This is a genomic window from Serratia sp. K1WW1, assembly GCF_055790865.1.
Genome location: NZ_CM147697.1, coordinates 1196884 through 1210582, shown reverse-complemented (window position 1 = coordinate 1210582; position 13699 = coordinate 1196884). Strand labels below are relative to the sequence as shown.

Below are 13699 nucleotides of genomic sequence, written 5' to 3'. Positions count from 1 at the left end.
CCGGCCCTGCGGGTCAAGCTATATGCCATCGTTCTCAGCGGGTAACCAGCTGGGAACCACTCGAGGCGGTCAACGGTTGATTGGCGCTAAACAGCTGTGCCCCAGGATTACCGCCTTTCAATACCCAGACCCGGCCATAGTGATTATAGAACCCTGCCGAGTGACCGGCTTCTGGGCCAATCCCCTGGTACATATCAAAGTGCTGGCCCTTGATGGCTCCACCCACGTCGAGCGCGACCATCAGGCGCATTTCATATTTTCCCGTGAACTTGCCCTTGTTGTCCAGTAGCGGGACTTCTGCCAGCAACGTGGTACCGGCCGGGATCAGGGAGCGATCGGAGGCCACGGAGGCTTTGGCAATCAACGGCACCGCGCTGGCCCCTTTCACCGGAGCAAAAGGCACCGGGTGGAAGAACACGAACGACGGGTTTTGCTCCAGCAGTTCGCGCACCTCGGCTTCGCTGTGGGTATCCGCCCACTGGCGAATGGCCTGCATGGACATATCGGCTTTGGCCACTTCACCGCGATCGATCAGCACCTTGCCGATACTACGGTAAGCATGGCCGTTCTTGCCGCTATAACCAAAGAACACCAATGGCTGGCCATTGCCGAAATCGACATAGCCGCTGCCCTGCACTTCCATCATGAAGTTATCCATCAGGGAGTTGGTGTAAGCGATGATGTAACGGCTGTCCAGCGCCCCTGAGTAGATTCCGGCACGATCCGGCAGGCGGCGCTTGCCTTTGGCTGGCATGCTGTACAGCGGGTAGCGGAACTCGCCCTGTTGGGTATAACGCGCCTGCAGCACCGGGGTGTAATAGCCGGTGAACTGGACGTTGCCATAGCTATCGACGCCTTCCATCTGATAGGCGCTGAGGCCGAACTGGTTCAGCTGGCGCGTATCCGCCCCCGCCGCCATCCAGTTTTGCACCGCCTGATAGGTGGAGTTATTGCGGTTAAACAGCGACGGCGAAGCGTATTTAATCTCCATCAGCTGGTTGGAGTAATCCTGGCCGTTGATCGGGGCGCCTCTGGCATTGGGGCGATTCACCAACTCCAGCGACTGATCCAGATGACCATCTTTATACTGCTGCCCCCGGTCGGTCGGTTTTGACGAACAACCGGCCAGTACCGCAATCACTAACCCACCGAGCAGGTATTTGCCCCAACGTCCTTTCATTGCACACTCTCTCAGACTGATATGTTCCATACCCAATGGATACGGGTAAACTGGCTGAACGATAACAAACGGCCATAGATAAAGGAATCGCTACCGCTAAAAATTCCCAGCCAGATGATTATGATGAAAAAAAACGCAAATTGGGGACTAATGCAGCATAAAAATGGCTTTCAGCGAATTATATGCAAAAAGGGTTTGCAACAAAATGCCTGGAGAGTATAGTGCGCTTCCATCGGACGCGGGGTGGAGCAGCCTGGTAGCTCGTCGGGCTCATAACCCGAAGGTCGTCAGTTCAAATCTGGCCCCCGCAACCAACCGATACTGTGATAACGGTATCAAAAATGTGTTGGATTCGATGAAAGAAAAGGTATTATACGGACGCGGGGTGGAGCAGCCTGGTAGCTCGTCGGGCTCATAACCCGAAGGTCGTCGGTTCAAATCCGGCCCCCGCAACCAACCGATACGGCAATAGCGGTATCACATGAAAGGTTGGTTCGATAATATCAGTATCAAGACGGACGCGGGGTGGAGCAGCCCGGTAGCTCGTCGGGCTCATAACCCGAAGGTCGTCAGTTCAAATCTGGCCCCCGCAACCAATCTTGATAACATCAGACAAGCACCTTAACGGGTGTTTTTTTGTATCTGAATTTCCCCTACCTTCCCAATTAACCACGCGCCCCTCCTTGGGCTACGCCTGGTTTAACGCCGTGCCAATGCGCCACCGTTGGCGAAATAGGCTTTGATCCCGGCCAGAATAGATTGCGCCACCTGCTGCTGAAAATGGCTGGTGCGCAGTTTGCGCTCTTCTTCCAGATTGCTGATAAACGCCGTTTCCACCAGGATGGACGGAATATCCGGGGCTTTCAATACGGCAAAACCGGCCTGATCGACACGATTCTTGTGCAGACGGTTAATTTTACCCATCCGATTCAGCACTTCCTTACCGAATTTCAGGCTGTCATTGACGGTCGCGGTCTGCAATAGATCGAACATGGTGTGATCCAGGTAGCGATCGCCACTCTTGCTGACCCCGCCGATTTCGTCGGCGGCGTTCTGGGTCTGCGCCAGAAACTTGGCGGCGTTGCTGGTTGCCCCTTTGGTAGAAAGCGCAAACACCGAGGAACCGCGTGCCGCACGGTTACTGAAGGCATCGGCGTGGATCGAGACAAACAGATCGGCCCGCTGCTTACGCGCTTTGGCTACGCGTACCTTTAATGGGATAAACACGTCTTCATTACGCGTCATAAACACTTTCATGTTGGGTTCGCGTTTAATCAGCGCACTGAGACGGCGGGCAATCTGCAGCACGATATCTTTTTCACGGGTTTTATTTTTGCCAATGGCCCCTGGATCTTCCCCGCCATGCCCAGGATCGAGCATGATCACAATCGGCCGATCGCGCCCTGCCTTACCGGCCTGCGGTGCTTCCGCCGGTAACGTCCGCTCCAGATCGCCCTTGTTGTAATCTTCCAGTAACGCCAAAAGCGGATCATACTCTTCCCCGCTGCCCCCCTTGGTAGGATAAAGATCCATTACCAGGCGGTTGCGATATTCGGAGACGGGAGTCAGAGTAAACATATTTGGGCTGACGCTTTGCTTGAGTTCCAGCACCAGCCTGACGGTATTCTTGTCGAACTGGCCGACCCGCGCCTGTTTCAGATAGGGATCTTCTTTGCGTACCTGTCCGGCGATGCCTTTAAGCACGCTATTCAGCTGTACCCCTTCCACATCCACCACGATGCGCTCTGGATTGGTCAGGGCAAACTGTTTGTATTTCAGCGGGACATTGGATTCCAGCGTGACTCGGGTATAGGTCGAGGAAGGCCAGACACGGACGGCAATCACATGAGAAGCAGCGGCGAAACCAACGCGACTCACACTCAGCAACCAGGTTGCAGCAACCCCCTGCAACAAACGACGGCGACCCGGATTGTGATTAGAGTTAGGCATGCGGCTCCGGTAAAAATAACGATTAAAAAAACAGCAAAAAAAAACAATGGCAAAAACTTTACCCAATCCATTCACCGCTGTCATCAGAAAATCTTTTTATGATCTTTCAATTTATTAATCAGTTAGCGTATTTGTCAGAAAAATCACTGTCATTTCCTGCTTGCCTTTGGCGCAATAAAAGAATAAAAATACAAAAATATCGTATAAATATGCAAATGAGGTCTTGCCGTGAAGGAACGTAGTACAGAGCTGGTGCAAGGATTCCGTCACTCAGTTCCCTATATCAATACTCACCGTGGCAAGACCTTTGTCGTCATGCTGGGTGGCGAAGCTATTGAACATGAAAACTTTTCCAGTATCGTCAACGATATCGGGCTGTTACACAGCCTGGGCATTCGTCTGGTGGTGGTCTACGGTGCGCGGCCGCAGATTGACGCCAACCTGGCGCAGCATAACTACGAGCCGATTTACCATAAGCATACCCGGGTGACCGACGCCCATACGCTAGAGCTGGTCAAGCAGGCCGCTGGCTTGTTACAGCTGGATATTACCGCACGGCTTTCCATGAGCCTGAATAACACCCCATTGCAAGGGGCACACATCAACGTAGTGAGCGGCAACTTTATTATCGCCCAACCGCTGGGTGTGGATGACGGCGTCGATTATTGCCACAGCGGCCGTATCCGCCGTATTGATGAAGAAGCCATTCATCGCCAACTCGACAGTAAGGCCATCGTGCTGATTGGCCCGGTAGCGGTATCGGTAACTGGCGAAAGCTTTAACCTGACCTCGGAAGAAGTTGCCACCCAGTTGGCAATCAAGCTGAAGGCCGAGAAAATGATCGGCTTCTGTTCATCTCAAGGGGTGACAGATGCGCAAGGCAATATCCTTTCCGAACTGTTCCCCAACGATGCACAAAAACGTATCGAGCAGTTGGAAGAGGCTGGTGACTACCATTCCGGCACCGTGCGCTTCCTGCGCGGCGCGGTAAAGGCCTGCCGCAGCGGGGTACGCCGCAGCCATCTGATCAGCTATCAGGAGGATGGTGCACTGGTACAGGAGCTGTTTTCACGTGACGGTATCGGTACCCAAATCGTTATGGAGAGCGCCGAGCAGGTACGCCGGGCGACCATCAATGATATCGGTGGGATACTTGAGCTGATCCGCCCATTGGAGCAACAGGGGATTTTAGTCCGCCGTTCGCGCGAACAGTTGGAGATGGAGATCGACAAGTTCACGATTATCGAACGCGATAACCTGACCATTGCCTGCGCGGCGCTCTATCCGTTCCCGGAAGAGAAGATTGGTGAGATGGCCTGCGTGGCGGTGCATCCGGATTACCGCAGCTCGTCGCGGGGCGAGATGCTGCTGCAGCGGGTAGAAAGCCAGGCGCGCCAGATGGGGCTACAGAAGCTGTTTGTACTGACCACACGCAGCATCCACTGGTTCCAGGAGCGCGGCTTCACTCCGGCGGAAGTCGACGTGCTGCCGATGCAGAAGCAGGCTCTATATAACTACCAGCGCCGCTCGAAGATCCTGTTGGCCGATCTTTGAACGTAGTGGGACAAGCTGAGTAAATGTTAAAGGCCAGGGTGTGGTTAACCCTGGCCTTAGCTACGTTTCCGCTATCAGTCGATCAACCGGCGGATCAGTTCCAGCAGCGCGACGAGCGCTTTCAGAACGATGAGAACTTTATCGATCAAAGTTTTCATCCGTCTCTCCATCATATGGAGCGAGATCGCCGCTGCTTACCCTTCCATTTGCCTGTCACAACGGCTCCTTCCATTGTTAGTAAGGAAGCACCTCGCTCCGGCCAGAGCACTGAACCCGGCACCACCCGCAATTCAGCCAGGACTTCAAGACGTTATACCGCCATACAGAAGGCTGAAACGAAGCATCTCCATAACTAACTCAATGACTATACAACATTAAATTTTCTCGGGCGAGGCTTGGAACTTGTCCAAAAATGCTTCTCTATGATTTGCCTTTATCCGCCGCTGTTTATATACTGAGCACGTTAGTAAGGAAGCACCTCGCTCTGGCCAGAGTTACCTCTCCGTGCTGGAACACTAAAAAACCTGACCTCACCAGTCAGGTTTTTTTACGTCTATATGGCAAACGCCCACCGTTATTATCTCCCAATCTGCAAGCGTTCTGCCAACCCGCTGCGGCGCTGCGTGGGGGTGCGGATAGCGCTTACCAACACCTTGTCTACCGCATAGAGCGACAACCGCTGGCGCGCGCGGGTAATGGCGGTATAAACCAATTCACGGGTCAGTACCGGCAGAAAATGATTCGGCAGCACCAGCGCCGTATGGTCGAACTCCGAGCCCTGTGATTTATGCACCGTCATCGCATAGGCGGTTTCATGCGCCGGTAAGCGGCTAGGCTGTACCGATTTGATGCTGCCGTCCGGTAATTGGAAATGCACGCGCAGATCGCCGCCCTCACCGGGCAAGGCAATGCCTATATCACCGTTAAACAGCCCCAGCGCGCTATCGTTGCGGCCAATCATCACCGGTCGCCCTAAATACCAGCGCCCAGCGGGGCCAGGATTACGCCGAATCAAACCGGCACGCTGCAGCCCACTTTCGATACGCTCATTCAGCCCGGCAACGCCAAATGGCCCTTCGCGCAGGGCGCAGAGCAACTGGAAGCGACCAAAGGCATCCAGGATCGTTATGGCCCCCGCCCCTTCTGCTACCAGCCGCAGATAGTCGCGATAACCGGCAACGCAGTTATCCAACAGCCGTTGATAATCTTCGGTTTCTGCCAGTGGGTAACCCGCCACGTCGGCATAGCTGCCGCTCAACGCCGCCAGGGCGCGCTTGCTATCGCCAGCATTCACCGCCAAAGCCAACTGGCCAATGCCGGATTTGGCGTCAAACCGGTAACTCTTGCGCAGCAGGCACAGGCTGTCGCGCACCGCTGCCTCGGCCTGCGCTGGTTGCCCTTGTAAGGGGCAACCGGTCAGGCGCGCCAACTGTGCCGCACGGGTTTCGCTATATCCCTGCTCGGCAAACCGGCAGATATCCCCCAGCACGGCTCCAGCTTCCACCGAGGCCAGTTGATCGCGGTCGCCAAGGAAGATGACTCGCGCCTTGGGGGGCAAGGCGGCAATCAACCTTGCCATCATGGGCAAATCCACCATCGAAGCCTCGTCCACCACCAGCACATCCAGATGCAGCGGGTTCCCCCGGTGATAGCGCATGCGCTGGCTGTTTGGCTGGGCCCCCAGCAACCGGTGTAACGTCGCCGCTTCCGTAGGAAACAAGGCCCGTTGCTCCGGGGTTAAGTCCAACTGACGGCTAGCGCTTCCCAAGGATTCAGTTAGACGAGCCGCTGCTTTACCGGTAGGCGCAGCAAGCTGGATACGCAGACGCTCCCCGTCCGCCAACTGCACCAGCGCCGCCAACAGCTTGGCAACGGTGGTCGTTTTGCCGGTGCCGGGGCCGCCGGAAATAATCGCGATGCGGCGCGTGGCCGCTACCGCTGCGGCAATTTTTTGCCAATCGGGTTCGTCCGTGGCCGCGCCAAATAACCGATCGAGGATAGTGCGCAACTGCGCCTCTTCAAGTTCCTGTGGCACGCTATCGCTGCTGATAAAAGTGGCGACGTCACCTTCGCTCTGCCACATGCGTTGCAGATACAGCCGCTGCTGTTGCAGTACCATCGGCGTTGCCATACTGCCATCGCTAATTGCAGGCGAGACTGCCAGACGCTGTTGCCAACTCGCCACGTCCGGTTGCCCGCAGGCCTGCCAGGCAGCCAAGGCCAACTCCGGCTGGCGGCCACCAAACAGATTTTCCGGCAATAGTTGTTCGAGCAACAGACAAACGTGGCCCGCACCGGCCTCAGAGCTCAGACAGGCGGCGGCCAGCAGGATATCCGGCTCATCATCGTTGGCGACCACCTGGGCAAATTGCACATCCAGCGGTCGCAAGGCGCCCAGAGCCAACGCCTGATGCAAAATCTCAATCATTGCCCATCCTCAACGTCGACCTTTTCACCGCTAAACAGGCGATCCATTCCTTCAACCAGAGCGAACTCCGGACGACAGGCAAAAATACCGTTGCCCTCATGCTCGGCATCTACCCCGCGTAAAAACAGATAAATTACCCCACCAAAATGGCGCTGGTAATCGTAATCCGCCAGACGATGCCCCAGATAGCGGTGCAGCGCCAAGGTATAGAGTTGGTATTGCAGATCGTATCGGTGTTCCGCCATCGCCCGCGCCATCGCCTCTTGGGTATAGGCGCTGCTGTCTTCGCCCAGCCAGTTGGATTTGTAATCCAGCAGGTAGTATTTACCCTGCCAGCAGAACACCAGATCGATAAAGCCTTTCAGCATGCCCTGAACCTGTTGGAAATCCAGCGCCGGGCAGCCAGCAGAAAGGGGATCGTAGCGTTTTACCAACTCATCCAACTGCTGCGCTTGCAGCAAGCCACCGATCGGCAGATAGAACTGTAATTCTGCCTGCCTGGCTCCCGCCGCTAAGGCGGATAGCGCAACGCCGCTGCTATTAAGCGGCGCATTCAGCAGCACCTGCATCCAGCCGGATAATACTGGCAACCAATGCTCCTCCAGCCCTTGCTGTTGTAACTGCTCCAATAGCCATTGTTCATCTAGCGGTTGGGTAAAGTCCAGTTCCTCAAACAGGCTGTGGAGGAAGGTTCCAGGGGCTGCGCCACGCGGGAAAGTATGGGGAGTAAATGCGGGAGGTGTAGCCGTATCGCCCTCACCAACGGCATCAACGTCCAGGCGCGGTAACAGCTCCTGCATCCGGCTTGAGCCATGCTGTTGCAAACCGGTATAGCTGGTAACCCGCCAGAAATCCTGCATCCTGCGTGGAAACTGCCTGGCCGTCAGTTCTGCGGCGGCGGCCATCTGGGGTTGCCAGCTCTGTTCACCCGGTGCATCCACCAGCGACAGCGCGATACCTTGGGTTGCCAGCTGTTGCAGGCAGGTTTGCAGATAAGCCGCATCGCCCGCCTGCCCGGCCTGCACCAGATATCCCAGCGCGCTGCGGTGCAAATCCGTATCGCCCTGCTTCTTGCGCGTACCGAGGAACAACGGCGCAATACCGATGCTGCAGTGATACACCGAACGGGTCAGCGCCACGTACAGCAGGCGCAAATCCTCTGCCAACCGTTCCTCTTCCGCCCAGGCCACGCTTTCTTCGTTGGCATTCAGATCCAGCAGGGCTTTAAAGGTCTGGCGATCGTGGTACAGCACCTGCTGCTGCTGGCGGAAATTCCCCACAAAAGGCAGCCATACCAGATCGAACTCTAACCCTTTCGACTTGTGGATGGTGATCACCTGCACCAGATGGCGGTCGCTTTCCAGCCGCAGTTGCTGATTGTCCGACTGGCGATTCGGCTGAGCGATCTGCTGTGCCAACCAGCGCACCAGCGCGTGTTCACCGTCCAACTGCGCCGTGGCTTCCTGCAACAGTTCCCCCAGGTGCATGACATCGGTCAAACGGCGCTCACCCCCAGGGCTGGCCAGCAGGTTTTCTGCCAAATGCCGCTTGGCCATCACCTCACGCAGCATCGGTAACACGCCACGGCGCAACCAATGGCTACGATATTCATCAAACTCGTTGACCAAATCATCCCAAGCGGACTCGTTATGGTTTAGCCCATCCAGTGTCAAGGCACCCAACCCCAATAGCCCAGTGGCCAAAGCGCAACGCAAGGTTCGCTCCTGTTCGGGTGCCAGTACCGCCTGTAGCAGCCACAGTAAATCTTTGGCTTCCGGCGTATCAAACACGCTGTCACGGTTGGAAAGGTAAACCGAGGGAATGGCCAGCGCGCTCAGTGCATCACGCACCAACGCCGCTTCGGCGCGGCTGCGCACCAGAATGGTAATATCCGACGCCTGAACGTGGCGGCGTTGATCTCCTTTGACCAGCCAGGCTTCTCCGGCCTGCCCGGCACTCAGCCAGTCGCGGATCTGGGCTGCACACAAGCGCGCCATTAATTGTTGGTAATCACTTACTCCGGCCCCATCCCCAGGTTGCAGCCAAAATTGCATAGCCGGTTGCGGCTTATTCTGCCACTCGAAGAGCAGCTCCTGATTCTTCGCTGCGGCAGCCACCTCGATAAACGGGATTTGGCCAAACAAAAACGGTTTTTCCACCTGAGCAAACAGGCGGTTAACGCTGCCAACCATCGCCGGTGATGAGCGCCAGTTGGTCTCTAAGGTATAGTGGGCACTTACCTCTGAACGAGCCTTCATATAGGTAAAAATGTCTGCCCCACGGAAGGCGTAAATCGCTTGTTTGGGATCTCCGATCAGCAGCAGGCCACACTCTTCCCGGCCAACATACAGTTTCTGGAAGATCCGGTACTGCTGTGGGTCGGTATCCTGAAACTCATCGATCATCGCCACTGGATAACGCTGACGGATCGCCAGCGCCAGTTGTTCACCACCGGCGCTTTGCAGTGCTGCATCCAGCCTGCTGAGCAGGTCGTCAAAACCCAGCTCGGCACGCTGGCGTTTTTCCTGTTGAATGGAAAGGCGTATTTCACTCAGCGCCCGTGCCATGATCAGGTCACGCAGGGTCAAGGGTTCGGCAAACAGCTCATCAACCGCCACAAACAGCGGATGCCGCGGGGTTTCACCTTTCTTGGTTTTCTCCAGCAGCACCGATTGGCGGAACTTCTCCAGCTCTTTGGGTAACTGGTAATCTTCGGTTTCCTGCCCCGCCCATTCCCCCACCTTATTCAGCCAGTTGGGTAAATGTTTGCTGCTGTAGCTGCGTTTGTCGACGCCAGACTGACTGATGAGTGCTTCCAGATCGGCCGCCGCCTGCCATTGCGCCTTGAGGGCATCGATCCGCGCAACGATCTTTTCATGGCGCATCAGCACCGTTTCTTCATCTTTCGGTGGCTGACGCAGAGTGGGAGCTTCGCCATGCAGATAGCCCGAGAGATCGCTCAACAAAGCCTCTGGGCCGCTCCACTCCTGGCTAACCGCCCGGGCAACGCCCAGTGGCAATGGGTAGCAGTGACGCCGCCAAAAATCGGCGCAGGCCTGACGGCGCAACGGCAGTTCGTCCTGCACCAGCGTTTGTTCAAACAGAATGCCCGACTCGAATGCGTTGTGAGTAAGCATTCGCTGACAAAAACCGTGGATAGTGTAGATCGCCGCTTCGTCCATCTGGCGCTCGGCAGCCAGCAATTGTGCTGCGGCCTCTGGCAGATCGCCAATCTCCGCCATCAGCGCGGCAAACAGCGGGTCTGAGCTATGCCCGCGTACGCAGGCAATGCGTAATGCGTGGATATTGCTGCGAATGCGGCCCCGGAGTTCCTCCGTCGCCGCTTCGGTAAAGGTCACTACCAGGATCTCTTCTACCGTGAGCGGCCGTGGAAACGCCGCTGCCTGGCCTAAGCCAAGCAGCAGGCGCAGATACAAAGCACCGATAGTGAAGGTCTTCCCTGTCCCTGCCGAGGCTTCGATCAGCCGTTCACCAAACAGCGGCAACGTCAGTGGATCAAGCCGCTGAGGAACGCCTTTCGTCATGGCGTCGCCACTTTACGAGGCAGCGTTTTTTGTAGGGACGAGGCATTAGGGTAGGTCACCCAACCCTCACCCGGCGCCGCAAAATCAGCTTTCTGCTGGCTGCTGCCACTCACCTGAGACAACAGTGCCAGGCCCTGTGGCTTAATCACCGCCTGATGGAAATAATCCGCCAGCTTGGCAGGCGTCAGAGTCTGTACCTGAGCGATCAGCTTTTCTCGGGTATCGAAGGCAAAATTACCGCGATCGAAATCGCTGCTAAAGCGGCCTGCTTCTTCACCTAAGGTCTGTGGACGCTGTTGCAGTTCATTGATCATGGCCTGTTTGTATTGGGCAAAATCGGCATCACTCAATTCACGCAGACGCTTTTCCGTTTTCGGGTAGAAATCTTGATAGCGCTGGTAGAGGTAGGCTGGCTGCTTACTGTTGCTTTGCAGCAGGAAACCGATGCCCCACTGGCGGCCAACCGGCATCGCAAAGGAGAACACCGCATAGCCGAGCTGCTCTTGTGTACGCAATTGGCTGTAGAACCACGGCTGGATGATCTGCCCCAGCAATGAGCTATACGCCATGCTGGTCACTTCGTCATACCCCGTTGGGACATACACCGCCGCCAGCGCCGAATCGGTGCTGCTGCCAGGGCGCTGCAGGTTGGCAAACTGGTTTTTGGCAATCACGACGTTTTCGCCGTGCCACCATTCCAGACCAGTACAACCCAGGCTCTGCTTCAGTGAAGAAGCCAACGTATCCACCTGTTGCTTGCTCATATTGCCCACTACCAGTAACTCCGGCGTGGCCCCGGCCATCAGGCTGTCACGGTAAGCCAGCACGTCTTGCAACGTTATGGTTTTCAGCACTTCGCGGCGTTCGCTACGCTCGGAATAAGGCACGCGGGACAGCATCTGTACCGGCTGGATCGCCAGCTCAAAGGCTTTGCCCTTCTCGGCGGAATCCAACTGTTCCAGATACCAGGATTTAGCCTGTTCCAACTGCTCTTGCGTTGGGGTAAAGCTGGAGTAGCCTTCAATCAGCGAGGTCAACAGCTGTGGCAGACGCTGGGTAAAGCCATTGGCGCTAAACATCAGGCCGTTATTAGGCGAGGTAGAGAAGCTAATTCCGCCCACCGAGGCCTGATAGCTCAACTCATCTAGCGAGATCCCCGCCAGATAATCCATCAACGAGAACAGCACCTGATTACGTGCTGAATCCATGGTTTTGGCGTTACGCAACGCTACCGTCACATCGGCCTTGGGTTCATCGGCAAAATAGCGGCTTGGCATATACAGCACCCGCAGCCCTGGCTGGTTCACCACCATTTCCGGTTTGGTAAACTCATGTGAGGGCTTGTTCAGGGTAAACTCATCCGGAATATAAGGGTTCAGCCCCGGCAGAGAAAGTGCGATATCTTTACCCAACTGTTGCCATTTCGCGAAGCGTTCCGCGCTGATTTTCTCGACCTGATAAGGTGCCTCAACAAAGTAAGCCGTTTTGTTGTGTGGCTCATTCGGGCTGACAAACCAGATACGCGCATTTTGTGGCGTCATCTGCCCCAGGCGTTCAGCAATGGCTTCAGGATCGTAGCGATCGGCCAGGTACGGCGCATCCAGCGTATGCTCTACCGGCACGCGCAACATGGTGTCCACCAGCCATTCGATGTAATTCATGTCGCGGGTAATCGACGGATAGCGGAAATCCAGATTCAGCACATGGGCGATCTCGTCAAAATAACTTTGCTTGATCCCTTCACCACGCAGCATTTTCAGATAGCTGAAGATCGCTGCCACCACTTTGTCACGCTCCGCCAGCCCCTTGTCGGTCAAGGAAACGCTGATTGAGAACACGCCGCCGTTGCGATCGATCATCGGGTCGGCACCCGCATTGATGGCATCTGCCAGCCCCTGCTTCTGTAGCCAGTCGGAAAGCGTATTGGTGCTGCGGTTGCCAATCAGGTAGCTGATATAGGTATCGGTTTTGCTGCGGAACTCGGCGCTGTTGTTATCGATACGGAATTCGACTTTCAGCTGTTTGCGCGGCTGCGCCGGTACATAATGAATAATGATGCCCTGCTGCTCCGAGGTGACCGCCGGAACGGTGATCGGTGGCACTTTCGCATCGTGATTAGGAATGCGGCCGAAGGTTTTGACCGCCAGCGCTCTCAGGTCAGGCAAGGATTGGTTACTGTACAGCACGCCCTTCATCAGGTTGGCAGAATAGTAACGCTTATAAAAACTAACCAGTTCTTCATGCAGCTTGCTGCCTGGCTTGTCCTGCAACGTCTCGAGGTTGCCGCCAGAAAAACGTGCGCTAGGGTGAGCCGGATTGAGGGTTTCTGCCCCAACCTGCGCCATGCGCATACCGTCACGAGAGCGCGCCATCGTCAACTCGGCATTCACCGCGTTGCGTTCGCGGTCCGCATTGCCGGGATCCAAAATAGGTTCGGCAATGGCATCGGCCATACGATCGACAGCGGGTTCTAAAGCGTCATTTTCCACTTCCAGATAGTACGCAGTGCGGTAAGACGCGGTGCTGGCATTGTGGCTACCACCGTGCTTTTTCAAAAACTCGGAGAGGTTCTCGGGTTCTGGATAGCGCTTGGAGCCCATCAGTACCATATGTTCCAGGTAGTGAGCCAGGCCAAGTTGGCTATTGGGATCTTCCAGCGAGCCTACCGGCAGCGCCAGAGCAGCCAGTGACTTTGGTGCCAACGCGTCGGACACCAGCAGTACGGTCATGCCGTTATCCAGTTTGATAGCCTGGTATTCACGCGGATCGTGATCGCTTTTGTTGATCTTTTCCGCCAGCGGTTGCCAGCCTTGCGCGGCCCAGCTTAACGGCGCCCAAAACATAACCAATAACATCAACCCGGTAATGCGGGTCAACAGTCTGCGCATATCCAAAATAAACCCCTGTTCTCTGGCTGTCCCGCCAACTCCCTGACGGTGACAGCACGGTGCAAAATGACACAACCGAAAGCGATGCCCAATGAAATTCAATTTCTAACTCAAAGCATTACGGTTTTAAACACTCAACTCACTATAGCCCACA

7 protein-coding genes and 3 tRNA genes are annotated in these 13699 nt (G+C 55.8%); 4 read left to right on the top strand and 6 right to left on the bottom strand.

Features of this window, described 5'->3' with window-relative positions:
• Nucleotides 1-34: 34 nt before the first annotated feature.
• Nucleotides 35-1180 (bottom strand): murein transglycosylase A, encoded by a 1146-nt coding sequence (gene mltA / locus ACX9GU_RS05400; RefSeq protein ID WP_065684152.1) that lies wholly within the window; start codon nt 1178-1180, stop codon nt 35-37.
• A gap of 237 nt (nt 1181-1417) precedes the next feature.
• Here mltA and ACX9GU_RS05395 point away from each other — a divergent pair.
• From ACX9GU_RS05395 to ACX9GU_RS05385, 3 genes are all read left to right on the top strand, one after another.
• Nucleotides 1418-1494 (top strand) — tRNA-Met (locus ACX9GU_RS05395).
• 65 nt (nt 1495-1559) lie between these two features.
• Nucleotides 1560-1636: transfer RNA gene (locus ACX9GU_RS05390), tRNA-Met, on the top strand.
• Nucleotides 1637-1699: 63 nt separating this feature from the next.
• Nucleotides 1700-1776: transfer RNA gene (locus ACX9GU_RS05385), tRNA-Met, on the top strand.
• 103 nt (nt 1777-1879) lie between these two features.
• On the opposite strand, the gene amiC is transcribed toward ACX9GU_RS05385, so the two are convergent.
• On the bottom strand, nt 1880-3130 hold the full coding sequence (gene amiC, locus ACX9GU_RS05380) for an N-acetylmuramoyl-L-alanine amidase AmiC (RefSeq protein ID WP_179250633.1): 1251 nt from the start codon (nt 3128-3130) through the stop codon (nt 1880-1882).
• A 228-nt stretch (nt 3131-3358) separates the two neighbouring features.
• Between amiC and argA the strand changes: the two genes are divergently transcribed.
• Nucleotides 3359-4684, top strand: coding sequence for an amino-acid N-acetyltransferase (argA, locus tag ACX9GU_RS05375; RefSeq protein WP_473194081.1), 1326 nt, complete (start codon nt 3359-3361; stop codon nt 4682-4684).
• 74 nt (nt 4685-4758) lie between these two features.
• Here the strand turns inward: argA and dinQ are convergent, their stop codons facing one another.
• The 4 genes from dinQ to ptrA form a co-directional block, all read right to left on the bottom strand.
• On the bottom strand, nt 4759-4842 hold the full coding sequence (gene dinQ, locus ACX9GU_RS05370) for a damage-inducible type I toxin DinQ (protein WP_363135930.1): 84 nt from the start codon (nt 4840-4842) through the stop codon (nt 4759-4761).
• Between the two features lie 419 nt (nt 4843-5261).
• Nucleotides 5262-7112, bottom strand: coding sequence for an exodeoxyribonuclease V subunit alpha (gene recD / locus ACX9GU_RS05365; RefSeq protein ID WP_473194080.1), 1851 nt, complete (start codon nt 7110-7112; stop codon nt 5262-5264).
• Complete coding sequence (gene recB / locus ACX9GU_RS05360; RefSeq protein ID WP_473194079.1) at nt 7109-10657, bottom strand: exodeoxyribonuclease V subunit beta; 3549 nt, start codon at nt 10655-10657, stop codon at nt 7109-7111. Before recB ends, recD begins: the two co-directional genes overlap by 4 nt.
• On the bottom strand, nt 10654-13545 hold the full coding sequence (gene ptrA, locus ACX9GU_RS05355) for a pitrilysin (RefSeq protein WP_473194078.1): 2892 nt from the start codon (nt 13543-13545) through the stop codon (nt 10654-10656). Before ptrA ends, recB begins: the two co-directional genes overlap by 4 nt.
• Nucleotides 13546-13699 lie beyond the last annotated feature (154 nt).

What these genes read in the sequence shown, in the direction of transcription:
- mltA (WP_065684152.1), bottom strand. Translation starts at nt 1,180, where the DNA reads ATGAAAGGACGTTGGGGCAAATACCTGCTCGGTGGGTTAGTGATTGCG.
- amiC (WP_179250633.1), bottom strand. Translation starts at nt 3,130, where the DNA reads ATGCCTAACTCTAATCACAATCCGGGTCGCCGTCGTTTGTTGCAGGGG.
- dinQ (WP_363135930.1), bottom strand. Translation starts at nt 4,842, where the DNA reads ATGAAAACTTTGATCGATAAAGTTCTCATCGTTCTGAAAGCGCTCGTC.
- recD (WP_473194080.1), bottom strand. Translation starts at nt 7,112, where the DNA reads ATGATTGAGATTTTGCATCAGGCGTTGGCTCTGGGCGCCTTGCGACCG.
- recB (WP_473194079.1), bottom strand. Translation starts at nt 10,657, where the DNA reads ATGACGAAAGGCGTTCCTCAGCGGCTTGATCCACTGACGTTGCCGCTG.
- ptrA (WP_473194078.1), bottom strand. Translation starts at nt 13,545, where the DNA reads ATGCGCAGACTGTTGACCCGCATTACCGGGTTGATGTTATTGGTTATG.